We start from the raw sequence: 25,311 nt of genomic DNA on the forward strand, positions 1-25,311 counted from the left end.
CATGATACGCTTTTTTGCTGAACGTTCTGTTCCCGCAAACTTACTATTTATTATTTTGCTTGTTGCAGGAATATTTTTTTCTCTTGCTCTTCCTGTCGAATCTATACCAAATATTTCATTAGGAGTAGTGGCAGTATATACTCCGTGGCCAGGCGCATCCGCAGAAGATGTAGAAAAACTCTTAACCACAAAAATAGAAGAACAACTCGAAAACCTTGATCATGTTTTATGGATAAAGTCCTTTTCGACACAAGGGCTATCGCGTATTCACATAAAATTTAGTGAAGACTTACACGAAAGTGTGTACGATGAATTATATTTAAAAACACAAAGCGAAGTGGAAAAGATAACTTCTGAATTACCAGAAGACGCAGAAACATCTGTTGTTGAGCTAGTCGATTTTAGTATGATCCGTCCCACCATCGTAATTGCCCTAGGCGGAAATATGCCTGAAAAATCGCGCAATGAAATTGCAAACGAGCTCAAAGAAAATCTTCTACAAATACCAGGCATGAGCAAAGTACGAATTCGCGGGGAACGCGAGCAAAGAATTATCGTGAAAGTCAATAGAGAGCAAACGGAAAAATACAAACTATCTATTCTAGATATTATGGATAGTATTCGGAAAGAAAGTAGTACATTCCCTGGAGGAATTCTACGCCTAGAAAATAGCGAAATAGTTATCCGTACATTATCTGATCGACGAAACCTACAAGAGCTACGTACAACGGTAATTCGTTCTTACGCAGACGGTTCGTTACTAAGACTTGAAGATGTGGCAGATTTATCATGGGCGTATGAAAAATGGAAAACTATTTATCGCGTACAAGGTACACCTGCAACCTTTTTATATTGCGTAAAAGAAGATACTGAAAATGCACTAACAATTATACCTATTATAAAAGAAGAGGTAGCTAAATTCCGTTCAAAGTTACCGATTGAAATATATTGTGAATTTTTCAAAGACAATGTACTTTATGTGAATCGCGTATTGTCTGTTTTAAAAAGCAACTTATCTCTTGGTTTAGTCTTAGTATTTCTTCTGCTGTGGATTTGTATTGGAACAAGTAACGCTATTCTCGCAGTAATTGGCATTCCATTTGCTTTTTTATGCGCCATGATTTTTCTATCGTGGACAGGAAATACCTTGAATGAAATGGTTCTTGTTTCATTAGTTCTTGTTTCAGGTATGGTTGTTGATGACGCGATTATTATTTTAGAAAACATGTATAGACACTATCAAGAAACAGGACAACTTTTATCTTCTGCAATTTGCGGAGCCAGTGAAGTTTTTTGGCCTGTAATTTCAGCGACAGCAACTACAATTGCAGCCTTCTTACCCATGTTACTCATGACAGGTCTCCTGGGAAAAATAATGTCTATTGTTCCCAAAACAGTGTCCATTACTCTCGCAGCATCTCTCATCGAAGCTTTTCTAATTCTACCTAATCACTTCACTGACCTAGGAAAAGTTTTTTCTTTAGCAAACAAACCACAGGTAACTTATCAACCAGGTTTTTTTGTGAAATTTTATCTATCGAGTTTACGTGTATTCCTTAACCATCGCTACATAATGACTTTGTCTTTTTTGATCACTTTTGTTTGTGGATTTGTAGTTCTTATATATATGTTTCCAATATCAATAATTTTATTCCCTTCAGATCACCACGATTTTTGGGTTACAGCAAAAGTCCATGAAGGTGCCCACATTGAATATACAGAGAAAAAAATTAAAGATATCGAAAAAATTCTCGAAACAATCCCCAAAGATGAAATAATGAATTACGTTGTGCAAGTAGGTCGCTCTATGGATGAAAACTACCAACTGGTTCTTGACAAAAGCGTCGCCCAGTTTACTGTTACTTTAAATCCAGACCGTAAAACGCAACGAACCACGAATGAAATTATCCGTAGTGTACGTACAAAAATGCAAAAAGCCCAACTCCAAGGATTTACATCTATAGACGTAAATCATACTCCCAATGGGCCTCAACAGGGCAAACCTGTTGCCGTTATTATTCGCGGAAACAGTTTAAAGGTAATAGGTGAGATACGAGATATCATTAAAAGTAAGCTATCTCAAATATCAGGTGTCACTGACATAAAAGACGACATGCAAGCATTAAAATATCAATTATCTATTCACTTCAAAGACGAAGAGTTAAAACGCTACAAAATAGACCGTTCATTTATAGCTCAAACCATCACTGCTGCTGTCGAAGGCAGCGAAATATCAGAAATGAACTATCACGGAAAACAATATAAAATATATGTTCAATATAATGAAAAAGACATACACAGTATTCGCAGTATTCGAGAAATTCGCTTGCGTATTCCGTCAGGACAACTAATACGTGTTGATGATGTAGCTTATTTATCTTATAAAAAAACTTTGGCTCAAATTCCCCACCACAATAGCAAACGCGCGGTTACAGTTACAGCAAATATAGAAAAACCAAATACCTCTCTTAGCGTAAATAACGAACTACAACAGTACCTAACTTCAAAACTAAAGAAATATCCTGGTTATATTTGTGAATTTGGTGGAGAATATGAAGAAACAAATCGTTCTTTTCGCGCTTTAAAAATATCATTTATTATAGCAATGCTTCTGGTATACATGATCCTTGGAACGCAGTTTAATTCATTTGCGCAACCGTTAATCATCATGAGTATTATTCCTTTTACAATGATTGGTGTAGGCTACGGATTAGCTCTTTTTAACCTTCCGTTTACCATGCTAACATTTATGAGTACAATAGGTATGATTGGAATAGTGGTAAACGACTCGTTGGTATTAATTGACTTTATTAATCGCGAAGTAAAACACAATCAAGATACAATGTCCGCTGTTTTAGTCGCATGCCGAAAAAGACTACGCCCAATTATTCTCACAACATTAACAACAGTACTAGGTTTACTTCCTCTAGCTTTAGGAATTGGAGGTTCTTCTATCACCTGGTCACCTATGGCAACCGCTTTTTCTTGGGGACTTACTTTAGCAACAATTTTAACTTTATATGTAATACCTGCTCTTTACCTAATACTTGTTGATATGAAAATTTTTTTCCGTTTCAATCCACAACTTAGTAACAAGTAAAGCACATCATCATTATAGAAAAAAAAGTAACCAAAACAACCTTGATAAACATACTGAAAAGCTAATTATATTGAAAGGTTAAACTCTATTCTCCGACAAAGAGTTAGTTGTATAGTTTGTAAAATTCTTTCTTTTCTAAAAAACTAGCTCATCATACTGGACTATTCTGTATTTTGTAAACAATTACAACAAAATCTTCCTTACATAGGACTACTAAATAAGTTACTAAAAATATATTTATTTGGAATATAAAAACTTTTGCAACTCACTTAAAAAATAGATTGTATATATTTTCTCATATCTTTAAGATATATAATATCGTCTCTTGTTACGCATCAAATTGCTAAAAATAAGTGACCAACTAGCCATTTAGCGATGTGACCTTTTTACAGCGGAAAAAAACTATGACAAATGACAAATCGAATAACGAAAATAGTCCCGAAGAAAAAAGCCCTAAAAAGAAAAAAACCACTGATATCTTTGGTACATTACGCAATGTTCCTGTACCAATATCACAATCTGTTGAAGAAAAAAAACTACAAGACACTGTTATTGTCTCAAAAAAAGAGAAAAAAGAAGAACCGAAAAAGGTGGATAAGCAATTAGAACTAAATACTGACAGATATCTCATTGTCGATGAAATTGGTAGCGGTGGATTTGGGACAGTTTATAAAGCTTTCGACAATTTGCTGCGTAGAGAAGTAGCCATCAAAACAATTCATTTTGACAAAGAGTATTCACAAACCATAGAATACTTTGAAAAAGAAACGCACATGTTGGCTCAATGCAATCATCCAAATATAGTACAAATATACGATGTTGGTAAAGATGGAGAGAACCCCTGTATTGTAATGGAATTTGTTAATGGATTAAATATTTGTGATTATATAAAACTTCAAAGAACACTCCAAGATCCAAAGCAAATTCAAAGAACTATTTGTTCTTACATGATAGATTTTATTGATGCGTTAAACTATATGCACAAACGCGATATCTACCATCAAGATATAAAACCGGAGAATATGCTCGTCTCACTCGGAAATGGCTGTGCAAAACTAGTAGATTTTGGCCTAGCAGATAGACCACGGCGCGAGAACTCAGAAAGTTTTTATGGTACATACGGATATACTCCTCCGGAAAAGTTTGAAGGAAAAGGTATACCAAGACTACACGACATATATGCCTTAGGTGCTGTTTTTTATGAAATATTGACGGATCGTCCTCTGCACATTGGTAGAAAAGCAGAAGAAATTATGTTTAGTGTTTTCCACGGAAAAGTACAGTTTTTTCCAGAAGACATGATAGATAGAAGATTGGAAGAGATTTGTATAAAGTGCTTAAAAAAGAAACCGCAAGAACGCTATCGTAACTTAAATGATCTTTATAATGATTTAATAAACTACTCAGGTAATACCGCAAATGTAAATGATTATCCTTACCTATCACTAATAATGGGGACTAAAAAGCTCATTTTTCCTCTCACTCACAATAAAAACTTTATTGGTCGCACGTTTAGTAATCATATTGTCATTCCCGACCCATCTATTTCGCGCTCACAGGCCATTATAGAAGTAGACAAAGGTGTGCAAATCAAAAATCTAAGTGAAGTAAATAAAATTAAAATCGGAGAAATAGAACTAGACTACGAAGAAGAAACCAAGCTTACCGGTCACGAAAAAATCACTATTTGCGATTATACTTTTCATTATGTTCCGCAGTCAGAAACACCTGACTTAAGACAAATAGTTGTAGATGTGGGAGCAAATACCCCTATTATTGGACATGCTATTAGTCCTATATCAAAAAACAAACAAGAAGCCCAAGAGTTAGGAATTACTCAAGCACAAATTAATGACAGTATGTGGGAATCTACTCTTGTCCAAAACAGCACTGATAAAAATAGTAAAAAAATTGAAATTCAACAAATAGGAAAAAATAAACTCTTTCATTCTGATGACGATGTAAAAGAAATAAAATCATCTATTCAGCAAATTAAAGAAGCGCTAGCTGCTGTCGAACAAAAATTTTCAAGCCAAAAGCAAGATAAAATTGATCCGCCTCTTTCTTGAAAAGAGAATATATGTCGATTCAAAGCCTTATTTATTTGAAAGTGCATAGCAACATAATGTGCTTTCAAACAGCCTCACTATTCTAAAATAATTGCAAAGTCTAACATCAAGAATCCTCGTAACTATGACAAACATCTATAAATCGCATCATTTGGTTGAATATTTTTTTGAGAATTAAAACAGTACCAGGCTATTGCAACCAGATATGACAAAAGAACTATCAATTTTTTAGGCACTATTTTTCTAGCTTCTTGCGTTATTTTGTAAGACAAAATCAAAAACTTTAAATGTTGACATGCCTACTTACCAATATGCTTTTATTGTTGATATCTAGATGTTTAAAACTCGTAGAAAAGATATTCTGGCCAACGAACGCGAACTTCTTTACAAGTTGTGGTAATGCTTATTCGTTTGATCACTCCGACTCGAAAAACAGACAATACTTTAAACAATCGCAAGTCTAATTTACAAACTTCTAATTATTTTATTTGAAACTCATCGCTAAACATATTAACATCTTACCTCATTTAAACCACATCAAGTTTTGATAAACGATTATTTACTGCTAAATGTGGTCTTACTTTTAACAAAAGACTTAAGGAATTCATATGTTAAACGCTATATGGTTAATTACACTAGGTGTACTAGGTGCTTCTAATTTAATTATTGCTAAAAAACCAAATGCAAAAGAAGTTATTGAGAAAATACAACCTATCCAAGGATGGTTAGGCGTTGTTTCAGCATTTTATGGCGCTTGGGCATTAGTTCAAGTTATTTTAAATATCTCGCTATATTCTGGAATATCACTCATTCTAGCACTTGCCTCAACAGGCTCCCTACTGGTACTAGGTTTTCTTTTAGGTCTTGGCATTTTAAAGACTTTTGTAAAAGACTCTACAAAACTAGACGAATTAGCTATTAAATTAAGCCCTTATCAAGGGACTTTAGGGCTTGTTTCTATTGGTTTAGGTGTATGGGTTCTTCTTCAAGTGCTAAAGGTACTCTAGTAAACGTGTCATCATTCAAAGAATAAAAAATGTCGTTAAAATATCATTGTCTTTATGCATAACTTGCGACTTGTAGCAAACGCTTCTTTATTTGATGAAAAAATTTGAAATCGAGCTCGGCTCAGAAATGGGTTCGGGCTCGAAAAAACATTTTGTTTGTATTTCCACCATCAATTTATAATGTCATACTTAAAATTCGAAAATAGAATAATTATCGAGGGCCTATCTTCATTCAATGAAGTAAGATAACACAAGAAGCCAGGTAAATAGCTCCTAAAAAGTTCTGATTTAAAAGATAGAAAGTATTTTCTTTCACAACTCTATTCATTTTATTTGTAAGTTTCGAGTAATCAAACTATCAACAGAGTACTCGCGCTCATCAGGCCAGAAATTCAAATATTCTGGTGTACACTCTACCTTTTTAGCAATATGTGTTACATCTTCAATACGGAGAATCCATTTTCTAGCATAATTGCGCAACGTTTCACCTTCTAAACCAAGTTGAATTGCTTTTCGCGAAATCTTGTCTAATCTACCATTGCGATCAGGATCCCACTGATAGCGAACATCAGATTGCTGTAATTTCTTACGCCATTCTTTTCCAGAAGAAAACAGATTATTATTTTGTGTTGTAGGAATGGCTTGCGCCAACATTTGATAAAAATGTGTGTGGGAAATAAAAATGCGTAATATTCGTTCTTGTCCAGGTTTACTAGCATAAGCTGAACGATATAACATCCATGCAAAAGAAGGCTTAATCCAACTAAGACGATCTAGAAAAAATCGCTCTCCTAAAAATTGTTTTTTCATCGCTTCTTCAGCAATTTCTTTACCAAAAGCTTGATAAACACAAACGCTACTTTTATCATAAAGCGCTATTATTTTTTGCGATACCGGCATAAAATTCCCATTTCTGTATAGTGATTTTTATCTCAATGAAATGTCATGATATCCTAATTACTTAGCATATGATATTACAATAATAGTACTTTGCTGTATTACTAAATGAACCTATTTACATTTACTAAATTCTCTAAAGGTTGACTTTGTTACTATTTTGGTAACAGAAGGATATATCAAATGCCAAAAAATCATAAAAAAAAATCCATAAAAATTGCATACTATTTATTGACAATAATAATGACATTAATAATCATTATTCTCAACTTCCGATTATACTCAACTACTTCAAATAATAATACGACGAAACAAGTATTACGGCAGTTAAATTTTATCAAAAAAAAATTGCAAAACAAAACACCAGAAAAAATGCAAACTCTGTTTCCAGAAGGATATTTTTTTTCTTATCTTCTTTATAGTTTAACATGGGTAGAAGTTGGCTTAAATGAAAGTGCCCATTTACGAAAACAAGCAGAACAAGAAGTATCTTGGGGATTATCTTTTTTAGATTCTGAGAAAGGCCGCAAACCTTTTACTGAAGGTCAGAAACCTTCTTGGGGGATTTTTTACAGAGGATGGCTCAATTGGCTACGAGGCGGTTTACTAAAACTTAATTTACAGAGCCGTCACCGCAGAAAATTTATAGACGAATGTCATGAAATAGCTACTGCATTTAAAAATAGTGAAACACCGTTTTTAACTTCTTATCCTAATTCTTCGTGGCCAGTAGACAGTGTTGTTGGTATTGCAGTTTTATGTTTACACGATCATCTGTTTTCTCCAAAGTTTCAAAATATTATTAATAATTGGCTAAAAAAAGTTAAACAAAAACTAGATACAAACACCAGTCTATTACCTCATTACGTCAATGATGTATCGGGAGAAATGCTCATTGGTGCACGTGGTACTTCACAAAGTATAATAAATCGTTTTTTACCAGAAATATCAGTAGAATGGAGCAAACAGCAATATAGTTTATTTCGTAAACAATATATAAAAACTATTTTAGGATTACCTGCAGTAAAAGAATATCCTCAAGGAAAATATGGAAGCGGCGATGTAGATTCAGGGCCACTTATTCTAGGTTTTAGCGCTTCTTCATCTGCAGTAACAATAGGAGCCGCTAAAGTTCACAAAGATCCGCTATACATCAAACTTTCAAATACAGCAGAGATGGTCGGTTTGCCGTTCACTTTTGGTAACGAAAAATTTTACCTTGGCGGCATATTACCAATCGCAGATGCTTTTATTGTTTGGAGTAGAACAGCAACATTATGGACAACAAGAATAGGTAAAGTCAAACATTCGCCTATATTAAGTGATTATTGGCGATTTCCATTTCATATTTTGTCGTTCACATTTCTACTGCTTATATTTTTACCTATCTATTTCAAATACAAAATACAAAAAAGGATACATGATGAAAGCTAAATTTTCAGACTACACAGTTGTGTTAATTCTGTTTATTTTCACCGCCTTAGGTATAATAATTTTTATTGTTGATAAGCAAAAAGATTCCCCAGCCTTAGCAATCACCACAATATTTGGTTTAGGGCACACTGCAGTAACGATTTAACTTGTAAAAATCTAAAGTAAGCAGCCATGCAAAAGTTTTCGGATATCATCCGAAAAAGTAATAGAATAGGTGGAAACGGTATTCTTTATCATAAGTTTTATTTTTATACCCGAAAATTTATACTGGAGTACTTAGTAATGCTGAAAACCTAACTTACGGAAAACATACTTTTTTTTATTTGAACTTTGTTTTATTATACGTTATCATAGTGTAAAACAAGTGAAATTACTGTGTCAGGAAGAAATAAAATGACATGGATAAGTATTGGGAAAGTAGCAGAGTTTTTTGGTGTAACAACACAGTCAATTCGCGATTGGACAAAACAGGGGAGATTAGAAGCAATACGGACATTAGGTGGACATAGAAGATACAACCTGGAAGGCATAGAAAAAAAGCTTGGTATTGAAAACGAAAATAAAAAAACAATACTATATTCAAGAGTAAGTGCGCATGATCAAAAAGAAGACTTAGTGAGGCAAAAACAAGAGCTAAAGAATTATAGTGAAAAACACAAAACATCAAATGTAGTAGAAATATCAGAAATAGGATCTGGATTAAATTACGAAAACGAGGTCTAAAAAAGTTACTAAGTTTAATACTAAATGATAATGTAAAGCAAGTGGTGGTATCTTATAAAGATAGGTTAATGCGCTTTGCAACACAAATATTAGAACAAGTTTGTACAGCGAAAAATGTAGAACTAGTAGTGCTAAATGAAAGACCAGAGAAAAAATTTGAAGAAGTAGTTGTAGAAGATGTTTTGTCAGTGTTAACGGTATATTGCGCAAAAATCTATGGACGGCGTTCGCATGAGCGAAGAAAAAAAAGACAAAATAAAAAACGGACAAGTACTGGCGTTTCCAATTCCAATAAAGAATAAGGAAGTAGCCGAAAAATTACGCGAAACATTGGCTTATGTACAAGAAAAAGCGAATGAGTACTTGGAGTTTGCGCACAAAAACAAGTTGTATAGTGTATTTGATGGAAATAACAGCAAGTATTCATACAAGGTGTTAGAGCCGATATTTGTAAAGTTATACAAAAAAAGTAAAATGCCAAGTCGAATCAATCGTGGGGTGCTGGAGATTGTTGGTCGAACGATGCGCCAAGTACGAGATCGCATGCGAGTATTTAATCTGCTGATGAAGGAAACAAATGATCCGAAGAAGTGGACAAACAAACTACTCATTAAAAACGAAATATTCGAAAAAGCAGATTATGTCAAAAACATCAGAGAGCAAGTAATCAATTATAAACGTAAACATCGAGATGTTCCTGAAGATTTTTACGCTTTACAGAAACCACCGAAAGTAAAGAAGAAAATACTGACTTACGCGCCTGATGATGGACAAGCGATAAAACTAACGAAAGATAAAGACAAAATAAAACTCAGTTTCAAAGTGATAGATCGCTGTGGTAAACAAATAAAATGGCGTTGGTTAGAAACAAATATAAAACTTCCCTCTTTTCTCGAAGAGAAACAAATAACATCTCCTGATCTTCGCTTTGATTGTGTTCATGGTGATTATTTGCCAATTCTTGACTTTAAAATCACTGTCGAAAAACCTAAAAAACAAAAAAGCGAAAATTTTATTACCATTGATTGGGGAGTACGTAAACTTCTTACTCTTTGTGTTTTTAATAACAAAGGCGAACAACTTTCGCAGCCATATTTTGCTAATTTTTGTGGGATACAAAGTAAATTACAACGAATTTACAAAGATATTGATCACTGGAAAAGCAAGCGCGATAAGCTTCTCCACAAAGATTCGTTATTCAAAAAATGTAATAGAGAAATTGCCAAAAGATGGAATAAAATTTCATTGATTAACAAAGAAATCTCACACACAGCCGCGAACATCATTGTCTTTTTTGCCAAACACTACAATTGCTCAAAAATCTATTATGAAAACCTAAAATCACTTAAATCTCGTGGTTACTCTCGTAATAAAAATCATCAAATAAACACCACTGTCCGCCAAAAAATTATTGCTCTGACTGATTATAAAGCCAGTCTGTGTGGTTATTCTTTACAAAAGCCTATTCATCCAGCAGGTACCAGCTCCATTTGCCCAAAATGTTCGCACAAAGGGCAACACTTTTCATCTTCTGATAACCACAAAAAACAACACAAATCTCTTCCTTGGTTTTATTGTCCAAATTGCACATTCTCCGCTGATCGTGATTATGTCGCGTGCTTGAATATTGCTCGGAAAGCCATTTTTAAAAAGAATCTCAAAAAATGTACAAAAACAGTCGTCTATAAGAAGACTCGTTTACCTGATTCACTGTTCCGTCAGGACGCCTTTGCTACAACCCATTGCAAAGGTCACATTTATTGTTTGTTGGGCTGGATACATTCTGTTTCCCTCTCTTCCAAAGTCGTACAAAAGAGTTTTAATTCTTTTAAAGGTACTATCTTTGGAATCCTTCGCGTATGAATGTTATCCACTACTTTGGATTTTTTAGTTTAAAGAGGAACGGTTTGTGTTTATGTTTATGTTAGGTAATTTAGGGCGTGCCATCATTCAATACAGATAAAAATATAACGGATTCATTTAATGATACGCCAGTAGTATTGAGCCCGAGCCCGTTTGCGAGCCCGCGCCCGAAAACTTTTTGAGAGCGACAGAAAGTGATTTATTGGTTCAATACTAGTTTTTTGCGATGGAAAAAGAAACTTTGCTTCTTTGATAAATTGTTAGTGAAAGTTTCGAAAACGGGCTCGGGCTCGAAAAAACACACAATATTTTGAATGATGACACGCCCTAATTAATAAACGTAAACAAGCAAAGTTATTTGAAAAAGAAAACGCTGCGATACTTATTCCTGTAGAAAAACCAATTAGAATAAATAAACTTAAATCGGTACTATTATCTGTAGGAATTATTGCTGTAGGAACTGCGACAATTCAACTATCTTTTTATAAAAGTACAAGCGACAAGGATATTCTATTTGCCTGCGGACTTATATTGATTTCTTTTGGTGTGCTTTTATCAACAGCAGTATTACTTGAATTCACTGCAACCAACTACTTTATTCTGCAACCACAAGGAATTTTTATTGGAAAGAAAGGTAGTGATTTTTCAATTCACTGGAATAATATTGATTCTTTTTTTTCTTCTGAATATTGCGACAATCCCATTTTCTGTATTAATGTTCTAGATATTGAAGCTGTTATAAAAACAACAAATGAGCGCAAGCAAAAAAAATTAAGAAAAGAGGCACAATGGACACTCTTTGGAAGATACACTTTATCTTAATAACAGCAATTCGTCAACAGTACCTAATCACGACATGATATGGACTACCAAAAATTTTTTTCTAGAGAAATTATCTTCAGAAGAGTTATAGCAATTGGAAGAAAAATACGATATTCTTATAGGTAACAACTTTACAAAGAAAAGTTTACCAGTAAATTGGAAAGAAAATATAAATAAAACGATTTCGGTTGTCTTCTGCTTAGCATAATGACAGATTAGTAAGAAAATATGCACAAAAGTTAACAAAAACCTGAGTTTGCTAAAGCAAAGAATTATTTGCGAGAATATTTTGATTAAAGTTACAGTTACACGCACAATAGAAATACCTGACACTGTTAAACTAGAACGCTACCGACGCAGTCCGGAATTAGGACCTAAGATTTTATTTTTTAGCGGTGGAAGTGCATTAAAAAAACTAAGCCAACAGCTAATTCGCTACACACACAACTCCATTCACTTAATCACTCCTTTCGATTCAGGTGGAAGCTCTGCGACATTGCGTCAGGCTTTTGAAATGATTGCAGTAGGAGATCTACGTAATAGGCTAATGGCTTTAGCTGACCAATCGGTACGCGGCGCACCCGAGATATATGAACTTTTCGGTACGCGATTTTCGCAAGATCCTAACGAAATTTTAATAAAAGAGTTACACTCTTTAGTGGATGGTAGCCATTATTTAGTGAAAAATATTTCTAATCCTATGCGCAAAATTATTCGCTACAATTTACAGTTCTTTGCTCAAAAAATGACAAAGAATTTTCCATTGCAGGGAGCAAATATTGGTAATCTTATTCTCGTAGGAGGTTACTTGAATTATAATCGCAATATTGATTCGGTAATCTTTTTATTTTCAAAGCTAGTTGAAGTACGTGGAGTGGTTCGCCCCATTATCGGTGGAAATTATCATCTTGCCACGGAATTAGAGAATGGACAATTTTTTGTAGGACAGCATCTTATTACTGGAAAAGAAACACCAGAAATTACATCCCCTATCAAACGAATATATTTAACAAAATCCTTAGATAGCAAAAAAGAAGTACAACCAACTATCCACGAAAAAATAAAAAACACCATAAAAAAAGCTGAGTTAATATGCTATCCTATGGGAAGTTTTTATAGTAGTCTAATAGCCCATTTTATCCCACAACATACAGCCACAGCTATTGCACAAAATAGTTGCCCCAAAATCTTGATACTTAACTATGGCAAAGATCCAGAGCAATTAGGAATGACACCTTCCTCTACAGTCAAAATGCTCCTCTCTTATCTACAACGCGATTTTTCAAAAGAAGTTCCTACGCATAAATTGCTCAACTTTGTACTATTAGATTCGAGTAGTCACCAATCTCCTGATATAAAAAAACATATACAAATAATTCAGGAAATGGGTCTACAAGTCATTGACATTTCATTAATTAGTGAAAGCAGTAAACCATTATTGGATGCAAATAAACTTATCGATATTTTGTTATCTTTTATTTAGGTTTGTCATCATTCAAAATATTGTCTATTCTTTCCAGCCCAATCTCGTATAAGAGCGTGATTCTTAAATTTCTACTTGAACTTTGATCAAACAGAAACATCATCGGTAAGAATCTGTTAATAACCAATAATCTTTCTCTTTATTATCTTGCTTTAATACTCCAAAATCAAGTGGGCAATCTAATCTAAACGAAAACTCATAATCTTTAAGCCACCGGTGCATTTCTTTTCCAATTTCATTCATCGAAAAAAAACGATTCTCTGGTTTAAAACTTAAACATTTTGATATCAAAGAACGTACCACTGAAATTGATTTCGTTGGTAAAGCGCAAGTAGTAGGATCTAAAAACACACCAGGATTTTTTAACATCGTCGTGCGCGCACTGTTTTTTCCACCTGTCGGAATAACAAAATTTACTTCTTCTCCGTAAATCACTCCTCCGAACAATTCACTGAGTATAACTCCAAAAGCATATTGATCAGTCTGAACAGAAACAGTTTCTCTCATAATTTGTTCTGGAGCAGCATATTTAATAGTTATACCTTTGGAATTTTTTCCAACAGCTGTATCCATGCTATCAATAGCAACCATTCCATTTTCAGTAATAAGAATATTATCTGGTTTTAAATCTGAATGCACGACACCTTTGTCATGAAGAATATTTAAAGAAAATGCCAAATTTGCTAAAAGACCAATTAACTCGCTTATTTCAATTTTACATTTCCATTCAAAATTCCGGTCTAATTTTCGTAATTGAAGATATTTTTTATTTAAAACATCCTCAGCAATAACATTGTCAGCTTTGTAAGCAGAATACCTCACCGTTTTCAGGTGCGTTAAATCTTCGCAAATAAAATAGCGATCCCAAAGGACACTCCGGTCTTGCCGTAAGCGTACAATTCCTAATTCTTCACCGTCCGTTTGGATAGCTAATTTGGGAGAAGAAGCATGAAGTTTTTCATTAATTTGTTTTTTCTTTTCTATACTAGTCAATTCATCAACATCATACGACCTAGAGTCATCAAATTCTGACTCCAAACGATCAGAAGAGACAATGGTATTACAATTGTTAAATGTATTGATAATTTTCCGTAATATTGTTTGGCCAAAAAGATACTTCATATCACTACTCGATATATAAAATTCGCGACATGTATTCTCTTCATGCTTTAAAGAAAAAAATTGGCGGTTATCGATAATTTCTTGGAGTGAATTTGTCACAGCATTAAATTTACTTCCCCATTTTTCGGAAGTGGTTTCATAACCTAGTGCTGCTGCAACGGGCTTTAAGTATTCTTGTGGAGAAGTTCCTCGGAACACAGCCATTGCCCACGGGATTCCATCTGGCGCTTTTATTAAAAAAACTAAACTTTTCTTTTGTGATTTTAAAGACATACGAGGTAAAAACATTTTTTATCCTTAACGAAAGAATATGTCAAGTTTCGAATCGAAACTGAATTCTATTTATTAAAATATTCGGAAGGAATCTCTTGTTCTAAGTATTGAGTTATTTTTTCAGCCGCTAACTGATAGCCTTGCACTGTAGGGTGCCAAAAGTCTAGATAATAAGTTGAAATTTGTTGCTGTAAGGTCGCTTGAAAAAAAACATGTTGTAAATCTAGATATTGAAATTCTTTTTGTAGTTTTTTTTGTGGAGAAATCGCTAGTGTATTTTTTGTTAACTGATATCTACACGGAAAAAAGACAAACAGCGTTTTAATACTGCGTTTTTTACAAAATAGATCTATTTTCTGAAGTTCTTCAAATGTTTTTTCTAAGTATTGTGCAAATTTTTGATGCTGAGGAAAATCACAAAGCTCTCTATTGACTGAAAAATAGTTTCTACGCTTTGTTTTGTTGGTATACAACATTTGCAGTAATAACTCTAGTCTACTCGATATCTTTTTTTGTGATAGCAATTCAAACCCAACAATATTATCTCCCATATTTTTGAAAAACATCTTATCGCTAACATCATTTAACACAACAGAAACTACTACTAAATTGGGGTGATATTTTATTCCTTCATTTATTAAATATTCATACTCCTGTGAAGGCGAATAACCACAAACACCTGCATTTATTGTTTCTACAGTAAGACCACGATCCCCAAGGCACTGTTCTATTTTATAAGGTAAAGTATTGGCGTCTTTCTCTATCATAAAACCAAACATTACCGAATCTCCAAGATATAATATTCTATATTTTAAATTGGGTTCATAATCAATTTCTTTCCCACGAACCCCTTTCGCATTAATAGAATATTTGGTACCTAGAATACTTCCCTTAGAATTTGCCTTTAACTTCCACCCTCTTTTTGCATCGGTAGTATATATAGGAGTAAGATCGATAAAAGGTATAAGAGCCAACTCACAAAGAGCAGCTAGAGCGAGTATGCTTAGTAAGAAGAAACAAGGGACATATATAATCTTCTTTTTCTCATTACAATATTTTTTAGCATAGAAAGACAAAAAAACAAACAATACGCACAGAGAAAAGTATGTAAACTGAATGAACAAAATACTATATTTATGTTCGGAAAGATCTATAAATGGAAAGTAACGTGCACTAAAAAACACAAGGGTAAAATAATTATAAAGCAGTGCATTAATAAAAAAAAATCCAGCGACAGTAAGTAGCATGTTGCTTGATTTCATTAAACAGCCTCAACAACAATAAGAGATAGATCATCACCATCGCAGGGAAATGTATTCAAAAAATAAGGTATTACCTGTTCAAAATCGAGTGCCGTACAATGTTTATTCATATCTTCAATATCAGCCAACGTTTGTGTTGGATTTTCAAAATCATTTCCTAAAAAGCAATCAGTCATCAATATAATACGGCGTACATTTTCTATTTCGTTATACACAAATGATCGAGGCGAATTCTTCCAAGCATTGCCATTTATCCACCCTAATTTTAAACCAAATGAATATTCCTGAGCTGGAGATTTCCAAGTAGCTAAATCTTGTTGTACAAGTAAATGAGTTCCATAGCCAAAATTGGCGAACGATAAACAATTATCACGAATAGAGCCTATAGCAATACACAATTGTGTATTACATTCTTCTTTTTTTTTGTAAAGTATTTCATTTATTGTCTGAGAAAACTCATACAATACTTCTTGTGAAAAAGGTGTATCTAAAAAATGTTGCCATTCTCTATCAAATTCATCGCGGCAACATTTCCAAAGCTCGGCAGCATAATTACCATGGCCAGTAGCATCAGCAATGTAAAAACACAAAGCTCCACTATTATTAAGTTCGATGCAAAAACGATCACCACCGGGGAATTCGTCATTGTAAGCTTTAAAAGCACTAACAACTTGCCAGCTTGCAAGTTTATCTCTTTGTATGAAATTATCGCGAAAGTTATCAGAAAGCATAAAAATTATCCTTTTCGGTTACAACCGCGTTTTCCAGCTTGTACCTGTTGAAAAACATGATAAAATTATTAAGTTGTCTCAATGAATTTTTATTATCTTTGTGTCGACACCTCTAAGCAAAAGTAATTTAGGGTGCGTCACTAGTCTAGCACAAAAAATATTTTTAATGGAGAAAAAAGTGTCAGAAGAAAAAGAAGTATGTCCGTTAGATGGACTCGCCTTTCATTCTACTTCCACTTACGAGTTAGTAAATGAAATCGGACGTGGTGGTATGGGAATTGTGTACCTTGCTGAAAAACTAAGCGAGGGGGTTTGCGATTTGATCGTACTAAAAACAATAAAAAATCTATCTCCGGCATACATTGATATGCTAAAAAAAGAAGCAAATATTTCAACGCAATTACGTCATGAAAACATAGTAAAAACTTATGGGTTAGAAGCTGTTCCTGTCGAATTGTTTCCTGAAAATTTCCAAGAGGATCTTAAAGGGTTAGAGTACAATAAACTCCGTCAACAACCCAAAAAAGTTCCCTTAGTTTTTCGTCGTTATCATGGGCGCAAAAAAGAACGGCCAGTAAAAGTACTAGAAAAGAAACATAACATTTCACAACAGAAATTGTACCTAATTGTTATGGATTATGTCGAAGGCACAGATCTAGGTAATTTATTTCGCGCACATCGCCGCCAACATATATTACTTCCACCCATTTTGACAGCATTTATCATAAGTCGTATTTGTCGCGCCTTGGAATATGCTCATAAATACATCATTCACCGGGATATTTCACCTGAAAATATACTTGTTAACAATCACGGCGTTGCAAAACTCTCAGATTTTGGTGTTGCTGTTGGTGGAAAAGACCAACTAGGAATGTTAATGGGAAAACTAGGCTACATGGCTCCGGAACAGTTATTAACTCCGGTGTATGATCATCGAGTTGATATTTTTGCTCTGGGGGTCGTTACTTATTTTTGCTTAACGGGAATTAACTTATTCGCAACTCCTTTAGGATTAAGTCTTGAAGAACAAACAGATTATATTCGCCACCGCCATCAAGAAAAAATAATTCCTCCTACAGAAGTTATGAATGATATTCCTCTAGTACTATCAAATTGCGTAATGAAAATGCTGGCAATTGACCCAAATAATCGTTACCAAAACGCTGGTGAAATTTGTGACCACTTAGAGCAACAATATATGTATGCAAAAGGATTTGGGCCTACTAACAATTCATTGCAAGCTTATATTGACATTTTCGAATCTAAATTTGAAAACTACACACAAAAACAACTACGACAGCTGCGATTCCTAGAAGGCTCGGACGGCAAACTACAATTACGCCGCTTCATTACCAAAAGCAAATACACAAATAAAGGTTTAGAGCTCATACAAAAATTCAAAGGTACACGCTTACGTAAAATACTAGACAATTAATTTATTAAAAATTTACAAACTATAAGAGGATTTTATGTTGCTAAACAATCGCTACACAATACACAAAGTCATTGGCCAAGGAGGTATGGGCAAAGTGTATTTGGCCACAGACACAAAAACACAACATAACGTCGCGATAAAAGAATGTCTAACAAATAATAATTCATCTCAAAAAGAAATTCGTCGTATCAAGCGAGAATACTACTTCATGAAAAAAATGAATCATCCTAGTATAGTCAAAGCGCTTGATTTTTTTACTCATCAAAATTACTACTTTATTGTTATGGAATATGTTACCGGCATTACTCTCAAACAGTTCATAAAAAGACACCCTCAAAGTATATCTTTGGACAAACAATTCGAAATCATGGTACAGATCTGCAATGCCATTGTTTTTTTAAATGAAAACAATATTATTCATCGCGATTTAAAACCGGCAAATATAATGCTTACAGGAAGTGATTTTAGTCCCAAAATTCTCGATTTAGGAATAGCTAAATCAACCAATAAAGAACTAACAACACTTACAAAATCAGATGAGATTATTGGTACAATATCGTACATGAGTCCAGAGCAAGTAAATGGAAAATCAAGTAAAAACACCGATGTTTTCAGCCTAGGGGTAATCTTTTATCAATTTGTTACTTGGCAACAACACTCTCCTTTTTTTGCCGGGAGTCAAATAGCAACGATGACAAATATTATTGAAAATGATTTACCGTCTTTAGCCGCAATATCAACTATTTGCGATAAGCGTACTTTACATCTATCAAATATTATAGAAAAAGCTTTGTGTAAAAATAGTCTACTGCGCTTACGTTCTACAGCCAAAATGTTATCTCTTTTGCAAAGCAACAATTTTATATGGAGTTATTTAGAGAAACCACTCATTGTATTGCGCAAAAACTTAGTGTTAATATCTATCATTCTTCCACTGCTAGTTATCATACCTCTATCGTATGTGTTTTTATCACCAACCACTGATTCTCAAAAAAATATTACTTTTTATATGAACGAAATTGTTCGTTCTATTGGAACGAATGAATACCAAAAAATTATAACCTACGCCAGTAAAATTATTTATATAGACAAAACTTTTATAAAAGCCTACTTTCATCGCGGTTTCGCTTATACACAAACACAACAATATGATCTTGCAAAACAAGACTTTGACATAGTAATACGTTTAGACGAGAAATATGTGCAAGCGTACTCAAATCGAGGAATTGCGTACAGTAAACAAGGATTAAATAAACTTGCAGAGTTAGATTATACTAAAGCCATTTCTCTAGATCCCAAATACGCTAAAGCATACATGAACAGAGGTATTTTATATTCAAATCAAAAAAAATTTAATCTAGCACTTCCAGATTTAAACGCGGCAATTAGGTTAAACATAAATGAGTCAGACGCCTATAGTAATAGAGCAAATATACATACTCTACAACAGCGTTACCGTTTAGCAGAATTGGATTACAAAAAGGCTTTAATGCTAGCTCCTCAAGATACATTTACCCTCCAAAATCAAGGTGTTATGTACGCTAGACAAGATCTTTTTGATCAAGCAGAACGGTGTTTTCATCAAATATTAAAAATAAACTCTCGCTTTATAAAAGCTTACTACTACTTAGGACTTATCTATGAACAACAACAGAAATATACTTTAGCAGAACAACATTATCAAAGAGTAATATCTCTTGATCCACAAAATGCCAATGCTTACAATTCACTTGGTCTTGTCTATTTTAGACTAAAACAATATAGTTTAGCAGAGGCTAATCTTTCTCTAGCAATTAAAATTTCACCAAGTCACACGAAAAGTTATTTCAATCGTGCAAAACTTTATAATATTCAAAAAAAATATAAGAAAGCTCTTGATGATATTTCGCAAGTAGTAAAAAACAACCTCCAAGATGGTGAAGTTTATGCTATGAAAGGAACTCTTAACATTAAACTCGGAAATCATTCTGCCGCTAGGCAGGATATAAGTAAAGCTCTTTCTTTAAAATATGAAAGCACAGATACTTACTGTAATTACGGATATTTACATGCTTTAGAGAAAAAATACACTCTTGCCATAAAATATCTAACAAGGGCAATTGAATTAGACCCTTCAAATACAGAAGCTTATGGTAATCGAGGAGTAATGTATTCACATCAAAAAAAATACAATTTAGCGGAAAAAGATTTTAATATTGTATTAAAATTCAATCCAAAAAATGTAAAAGCTTATACTAGCCGTTCAATTTTATTCATAACCCAAAAAAAGTTTAAACTCGCAGAGAAAGACTTAAGTACTGCAATAAAGTTACAACCCAATAATTTTTTACTTTATGGAAATATAGCACTGCTATACTCTGATATGCAACAATACACAAAAGCAGAACAAAACTTCAAAAAGGCAATATCTTTAGAGCCAAAGAGTAGTCTTCTTTACTTACAAAAAGGTATCATGTACAAAAATAGAAACAACACTTCACTTGCGATGGCAAACTTCCAAAAAGCTCTAGCTCTTGGCGCAACCAAAAGCGAAATACAACAATATATAGATGAATTACGCCAAGAAAAACGATAACATAATTATCAACAATTATTCCCATCAGTTTGCCAATATTTTTCAGAAATCCGAGCACAATACTCTCTTAAATTTACAAAAGATTTTGTATAATCTTGTAATGGTCCTGTAACTGGCGACTGAAGAATAGTAATTAAAAAGCTATAGAAACTACAATCTATACTACGTGGTTTATCGCCAAAAAAATACGGCTTATTTTCCAAAAATTTTGCTAACGCTTCAATATTTGACTTTCCTATGCTATATATCTCTTCGCGTGTATGCCTCCCCATTCCCTGAGCATAAGCTTGGCGTAAGAGATTCTTACGAATTATATGGATAATAGCTTTTCCTATTAGTGGTGGCAGCATGGGAGTAATTTCTTTTTTGATTTCTTGCCAACCTTGCGTATCTCCCCATCTTGAATACAATAAAACCCAATACAAACTTTCTTCTATTAAACGTTGAAAGGCAAGCATTATCACTTTTTGCGTTTCATCCATATTTAAATCAAGATTTGGCTCGTAGTTGCTCTGTAGATACTCTAGTATAAAAGAGGAATCAGCAATTACTTTTTTTTGATCTTTAATAAAGGGCATTTTGCCTTTTGGACCTCGCCCTGGATTGTTTTCCCATACTGTTTTATAAGGTATTTGTGTTATAAGTAAGTACGTTTCTACTTTTATACAAAAAGGACTAGAACTAGGTAATCCCCAAGAACCTGGGTATTGGTGTAATTCAATCACGGCTTTTCCTCAAAGAAAGAAGTATTTTCGGATTGGCAAGAGAATACATTGGTTCCGTCATGTGTAAAATTTTTAGAAAAGACTTGTGGATATTTGGTTGTAGTGTAGCACTATAAAGAACTCGATCGAGAAAGGAATGAATTAGTTTGTAAGAGAAAGACATTTTTTGTCCAGAAGAGGACAGTATTCGACTATCTTCACTATTGGCAATTAACCATGGCATAGAATTAACTTTACTCAATTTTTTGTAGAATGTTCTACTAAATTGACTGCGCGAAATAGATGTTTTATTTAGGCAAGAATCTAGTATTTGCGCTGATATAGCACTTACCGTCATTCCCTGCCCATAAACAGGATTAAACGCGCACACACTATCTCCTATACAAACTAGTCCTATTGGAATTTTTGCCATTTTGTGGAAGTGGCGTAATCTACTTTCGGTATTTCGATAACAATACACTTTACTCAGCGGCTCAGCATTGCGAATAGCTTCATAAAAATTTGGGCTGCGTAAACTTTTAGCAAAACTTAGAAATGCTTCCTCATCAGCAGGAGGATAATCCTTATTCGCTCCAATAAGTGTAGCAATCCATCTATTTCCTTCTATTGGTTGTAATACGCCACCGCGAAAGGACTGTGGTGGTTTCATTTGAATATAAAGTTGCTTCCAGTCTCTATTTCCATCAGGTATACGGTAGTGGCGGCTACCATAACCTAAGTATGAATTTATACGCGACTCTGGAGGTGCGGGAAAACCGTGTTGCTCCAATGTTTTAATTGTTTTACTATTTTTTCCCGTTGTATCTATAACCAAGTCACCATGAATTTGCTGTTCTTCTTTGTTTACTTCTACAACTACACCGCAAATTTCATTTTGCGCGTCTATTATGAAATCTTTCCACTCAGTTTGTGGACAAATAGTTATATTGCGAATTGCCATAACCCTTTCGCGAACTGTGTGTTCCAACATCCATCGCGAACAAGTATAGGCAATGAGATCTGAATCAAAGCGCGGAATCCATCCAAATGGATTCATCCACAAACTATCCTTTGCCCAATCAATTTGTACAGCACCTTTAGCAACTAGGTCATTTTCAATTCCTGAAAAAAGTTCGTTTAAAATAAAAAGACCTCTTTGCAAAAGAACATGAAGATGTACCGCTTGAGGAACGCCTTTACGTGGACACACATCTGTAGGAAAAAGATCTTTGTCAATTAAAGTAACTTTTGCAAAGTGTTGAGAAGCGACTTTGGCGCTAAGTAAACCGGCCATTCCAGCACCAAGAATGATAGCGTGATCTTTTACTAAACTCATATATCACCTCGCATACTAGCATGAAGTTCATGTAGAAGTTTAATTGCTTTTACAAAACTAGGGACGCAAAACGTTTTAATTTTAACTTTATTGATTTCTTCATAAAGTCGTTGACGTTCTACATACATTTCATCAATAATTGGCTGAAAAAGTGTTTTTAATTCTATGACACTTTTGTTGCGCAAATCATCAACATTTATTTGCATTCTTTGCAAAGCCAAACTACATATCTCATTAGTAACATCTCCCTCTTTGAGCTCACGTTCAAGAGTAATGAGAACATTACTAAGTCTTCCTAACATTTGCCCGTTGTAAAGAATATGACGCATAGCACCTAGTTCTGCAAAAAAACCATTTGGTGTTGCCATCAAATCCATCATTCCAGTAATAATCATTCCCATGTTATGAGAAAGATAAGTACGATTTTCAGTTTGATTGGCCATTTCTGGGTATGCAGAAATCATTTCACTGTACAAATTGGCGTTATAGAATTGTTGAATATCAAAAGCAAAAAAATTATAAAATTTATCATAGTAAGGGAATTTTTGAATATCAGTTAAAATATCTTTCCACATACTCTGTGCAAAATTTAGAATATATTTTTCTTCGTCATTGAAGGAACTCGAATCTACTCTGTTTTCGTGGAAAGGAACCTTATACAACTCTTGTAATAACTTCGGATTTTTACGGTCTGGATGATCAGCTAAATCATCGTAAAGAGTAATAAGCATACCAATTTTAGTTTTATTGATTAGCAAATTAAAAAACACATCTGGATTTATACAAGTCACTGTCACATAGGTATAGCCTGTAGGTAAAAAATGTAGAAATAATTCTTCTTTGCGAGTGTGAAATAATGGAAAATCTGTAAGTATTGGCTTTAAAACTTTCATAACTTGTTGCCAATCGAGTTTTACACCTATTTTTTGTAAATACTCAGGGAGTTCTATATTCTCACTCATTTTTATCTATCTCCATCATAATCCCATAACGTGGTCGAGCAGTAATCGTCGTCTCGACCTCTATTTTTTGACCAGGTACTGTTGTGCATTTATGGTTTCGCAAGAACATCGCAAGAATGATTACTCCTTCTACCATTGATAAGCGTGCACCACTACATATACGGGGACCAGCGCCAAAAGGTAAAAATGCAAATCTATGTTGTTTTTTGCTATTCTCAGAAGAGAATCGTTCAGGATCGAAGGTATTTGGATCATCCCAAAAATCTGGATGACGATGAACTTCCCATATGTTAAGAAGGATATTACAATTTTTAGGAATATTTTTACCATCTATTTCATCTTTGTCAATGGGTTGGCGCGCCAGAATCCACGCAGGAGGGTATAAGCGAAGTGCTTCTTGGTATACCATTGCAATATATTTCAGTTTAGGAAGATCTGTATACTCTGGATCGCGCTCTCCAAGAACACTATCGATTTCTTCGCGCATTTTGCGCTCTATTTCGGAATGTTGGCTTATTAAATAGAAGCACCATGTCAAAGAACAAGCGGTTGTTTCGTGCCCAGCAAATAAAAAAGTCATCATATGATCACGAAGTTGCACGTCATCCATTTGCTGCTCATCTTCTTTTCCTTTTTCCATAAGTGTCCCAAGCATATCGTTATCAAAATCTTGCTGCTTTCGCCTTTCTTTTATCATCGAATAAGCAAATTCGTCTAATTTTTTTACAGCACGTTTAAATCGAAGATTATTTGGCGAAGGAATAGGAGTAGGTAGATGAACGATCGACTTGATACGTTTTCCACAACAGCGATTTGCTTCAAGAAAAGCAGTAGTAATTTTCGAAACTTGTTCTTCAGCTTCTAAACTAAAAAGCATACGCATCGCAGTTTTCAATACTAAATCAGTCATTTCATCGCACATTTCAAATTTTTTCTGCGCAGTGAGTTTATCAATAGATTTACGAGTAATTTCTACAATCAAAGGAACAAAAGATTCCATTTGTTGTGGCTTGAAACTGACATTAGTTATTTGGCGGTGTTTTTTCCACTTTTCTCCCTCCAACTGAACAAGACCTTTCGATCCAGTCAAAGGTATGAGTTTATCGAAAATTAAGCGACTATGAAGGTAATTTTTTTGTTTAGTTTGCAAAATATGTTGGATATGCCGAGGGTGGTATACAAAAAAAAATCGTAAAGGCCCCATCCATATTTGGATAAAATCACCATATTGTTTTTGCATTTTTTTCATAAGAGAAATGGGATCGAGAGCAAAATGAATAACATTGCTTAAACCTCGAAAAATATTTGGCCCGGGGGGTTTTTTCATAGATTTCTTCCTCGTTAGCAGTGGTGTTATAGAAGTTTTAGGAATGATTTTATTAAGAAATGAGTGTATTGTAAATATAATTTGCTAAGAGATATGATCAATTGTGTTTTGTTTTGTAATGGGATATAGAATGTAATCGGATTTTATTATGTTTTGGATTTGTTTGGAGGTTTTTGTGTTTGTTTT

The 25,311-nt window shown here is 34.0% G+C and carries 18 protein-coding genes and 1 pseudogene; 11 read left to right on the top strand and 8 right to left on the bottom strand.

Annotated features, from left to right (window positions below):
• Nucleotide 1 precedes the first annotated feature (1 nt).
• The 3 genes from UABHE_RS12880 (at nt 2) to UABHE_RS12890 (ending at nt 6,176) form a co-directional block, all read left to right on the top strand.
• The gene (locus UABHE_RS12880) at nt 2-3,100 is read left to right on the top strand and encodes an efflux RND transporter permease subunit (RefSeq protein WP_372370739.1); all 3,099 of its coding nucleotides are present in this window, start codon (nt 2-4) and stop codon (nt 3,098-3,100) included.
• 404 nt (nt 3,101-3,504) lie between these two features.
• A complete protein-coding gene (locus tag UABHE_RS12885) occupies nt 3,505-5,169 on the top strand; it encodes an FHA domain-containing serine/threonine-protein kinase (RefSeq protein ID WP_372370741.1) in 1,665 nt (554 codons plus the stop codon).
• A gap of 608 nt (nt 5,170-5,777) precedes the next feature.
• The gene (locus UABHE_RS12890) at nt 5,778-6,176 is read left to right on the top strand and encodes a hypothetical protein (protein WP_372370742.1); all 399 of its coding nucleotides are present in this window, start codon (nt 5,778-5,780) and stop codon (nt 6,174-6,176) included.
• A gap of 324 nt (nt 6,177-6,500) precedes the next feature.
• Here UABHE_RS12890 and UABHE_RS12895 read toward each other — a convergent pair whose 3' ends face one another.
• On the bottom strand, nt 6,501-7,076 hold the full coding sequence (locus UABHE_RS12895) for a DUF4291 family protein (RefSeq protein ID WP_372370743.1): 576 nt from the start codon (nt 7,074-7,076) through the stop codon (nt 6,501-6,503).
• Between the two features lie 180 nt (nt 7,077-7,256).
• On the opposite strand from UABHE_RS12895, the gene UABHE_RS12900 reads away from it, so the two are divergent.
• From UABHE_RS12900 to UABHE_RS12925, 6 genes and pseudogenes are all read left to right on the top strand, one after another.
• The gene (locus UABHE_RS12900) at nt 7,257-8,507 is read left to right on the top strand and encodes a hypothetical protein (protein ID WP_372370745.1); all 1,251 of its coding nucleotides are present in this window, start codon (nt 7,257-7,259) and stop codon (nt 8,505-8,507) included.
• A complete protein-coding gene (locus UABHE_RS12905; protein WP_372370746.1) occupies nt 8,494-8,652 on the top strand; it encodes a hypothetical protein in 159 nt (52 codons plus the stop codon). Before UABHE_RS12900 ends, UABHE_RS12905 begins: the two co-directional genes overlap by 14 nt.
• 248 nt (nt 8,653-8,900) lie before the next feature.
• Nucleotides 8,901-9,532 (top strand): annotated as a pseudogene (locus tag UABHE_RS12910) (IS607 family transposase).
• Complete coding sequence (locus tag UABHE_RS12915) at nt 9,462-11,093, top strand: zinc ribbon domain-containing protein (protein WP_372370747.1); 1,632 nt, start codon at nt 9,462-9,464, stop codon at nt 11,091-11,093. The pseudogene UABHE_RS12910 and the gene UABHE_RS12915 overlap by 71 nt, the downstream one beginning before the upstream one ends.
• A 531-nt stretch (nt 11,094-11,624) precedes the next feature.
• Nucleotides 11,625-11,915 (top strand): hypothetical protein, encoded by a 291-nt coding sequence (locus tag UABHE_RS12920; protein ID WP_372370748.1) that lies wholly within the window; start codon nt 11,625-11,627, stop codon nt 11,913-11,915.
• 289 nt (nt 11,916-12,204) lie between these two features.
• Nucleotides 12,205-13,398 carry a GAK system CofD-like protein gene (locus UABHE_RS12925; protein WP_372370749.1) on the top strand — a complete coding sequence of 398 codons (1,194 nt, stop codon included), beginning with the start codon at nt 12,205-12,207 and terminating at the stop codon, nt 13,396-13,398.
• A gap of 99 nt (nt 13,399-13,497) precedes the next feature.
• On the opposite strand, the gene UABHE_RS12930 is transcribed toward UABHE_RS12925, so the two are convergent.
• The 3 genes from UABHE_RS12930 to UABHE_RS12940 are packed head-to-tail and all read right to left on the bottom strand — an operon-like array spanning nt 13,498 to nt 16,786.
• A complete protein-coding gene (locus UABHE_RS12930; RefSeq protein ID WP_372370752.1) occupies nt 13,498-14,808 on the bottom strand; it encodes a protein kinase in 1,311 nt (436 codons plus the stop codon).
• A gap of 50 nt (nt 14,809-14,858) precedes the next feature.
• Nucleotides 14,859-16,055, bottom strand: a complete 1,197-nt coding sequence (locus tag UABHE_RS12935) for a hypothetical protein (protein WP_372370755.1) — start codon at nt 16,053-16,055, stop codon at nt 14,859-14,861.
• On the bottom strand, nt 16,055-16,786 hold the full coding sequence (locus UABHE_RS12940; protein ID WP_372370757.1) for a SpoIIE family protein phosphatase: 732 nt from the start codon (nt 16,784-16,786) through the stop codon (nt 16,055-16,057). The genes UABHE_RS12935 and UABHE_RS12940 overlap by 1 nt, the downstream gene beginning before the upstream one ends.
• Nucleotides 16,787-16,964: 178 nt before the next feature.
• Between UABHE_RS12940 and UABHE_RS12945 the strand changes: the two genes are divergently transcribed.
• Both UABHE_RS12945 and UABHE_RS12950 read left to right on the top strand, forming a co-directional pair.
• The gene (locus UABHE_RS12945; protein WP_372370758.1) at nt 16,965-18,221 is read left to right on the top strand and encodes a serine/threonine protein kinase; all 1,257 of its coding nucleotides are present in this window, start codon (nt 16,965-16,967) and stop codon (nt 18,219-18,221) included.
• A gap of 34 nt (nt 18,222-18,255) precedes the next feature.
• Nucleotides 18,256-20,796 carry a tetratricopeptide repeat protein gene (locus UABHE_RS12950; protein WP_372370760.1) on the top strand — a complete coding sequence of 847 codons (2,541 nt, stop codon included), beginning with the start codon at nt 18,256-18,258 and terminating at the stop codon, nt 20,794-20,796.
• Between the two features lie 8 nt (nt 20,797-20,804).
• On the opposite strand, the gene UABHE_RS12955 is transcribed toward UABHE_RS12950, so the two are convergent.
• From UABHE_RS12955 to UABHE_RS12970, 4 genes are read right to left on the bottom strand one after another with little or no spacing between them, the layout of a single operon-like run.
• On the bottom strand, nt 20,805-21,521 hold the full coding sequence (locus UABHE_RS12955) for a glutathione S-transferase family protein (RefSeq protein WP_372370761.1): 717 nt from the start codon (nt 21,519-21,521) through the stop codon (nt 20,805-20,807).
• Nucleotides 21,514-22,836 (bottom strand): FAD-dependent oxidoreductase, encoded by a 1,323-nt coding sequence (locus tag UABHE_RS12960; protein WP_372370763.1) that lies wholly within the window; start codon nt 22,834-22,836, stop codon nt 21,514-21,516. The genes UABHE_RS12955 and UABHE_RS12960 overlap by 8 nt, the downstream gene beginning before the upstream one ends.
• Nucleotides 22,833-23,798, bottom strand: a complete 966-nt coding sequence (locus UABHE_RS12965) for a hypothetical protein (RefSeq protein ID WP_372370765.1) — start codon at nt 23,796-23,798, stop codon at nt 22,833-22,835. The genes UABHE_RS12960 and UABHE_RS12965 overlap by 4 nt, the downstream gene beginning before the upstream one ends.
• A complete protein-coding gene (locus UABHE_RS12970; protein WP_372370766.1) occupies nt 23,791-25,125 on the bottom strand; it encodes a cytochrome P450 in 1,335 nt (444 codons plus the stop codon). The genes UABHE_RS12965 and UABHE_RS12970 overlap by 8 nt, the downstream gene beginning before the upstream one ends.
• Nucleotides 25,126-25,311: the final 186 nt, after the last annotated feature.

The sequence above is a fragment of the Candidatus Uabimicrobium helgolandensis genome, from assembly GCF_041508025.1.
GTDB lineage: Bacteria > Planctomycetota > Uabimicrobiia > Uabimicrobiales > Uabimicrobiaceae > Uabimicrobium > Uabimicrobium helgolandensis.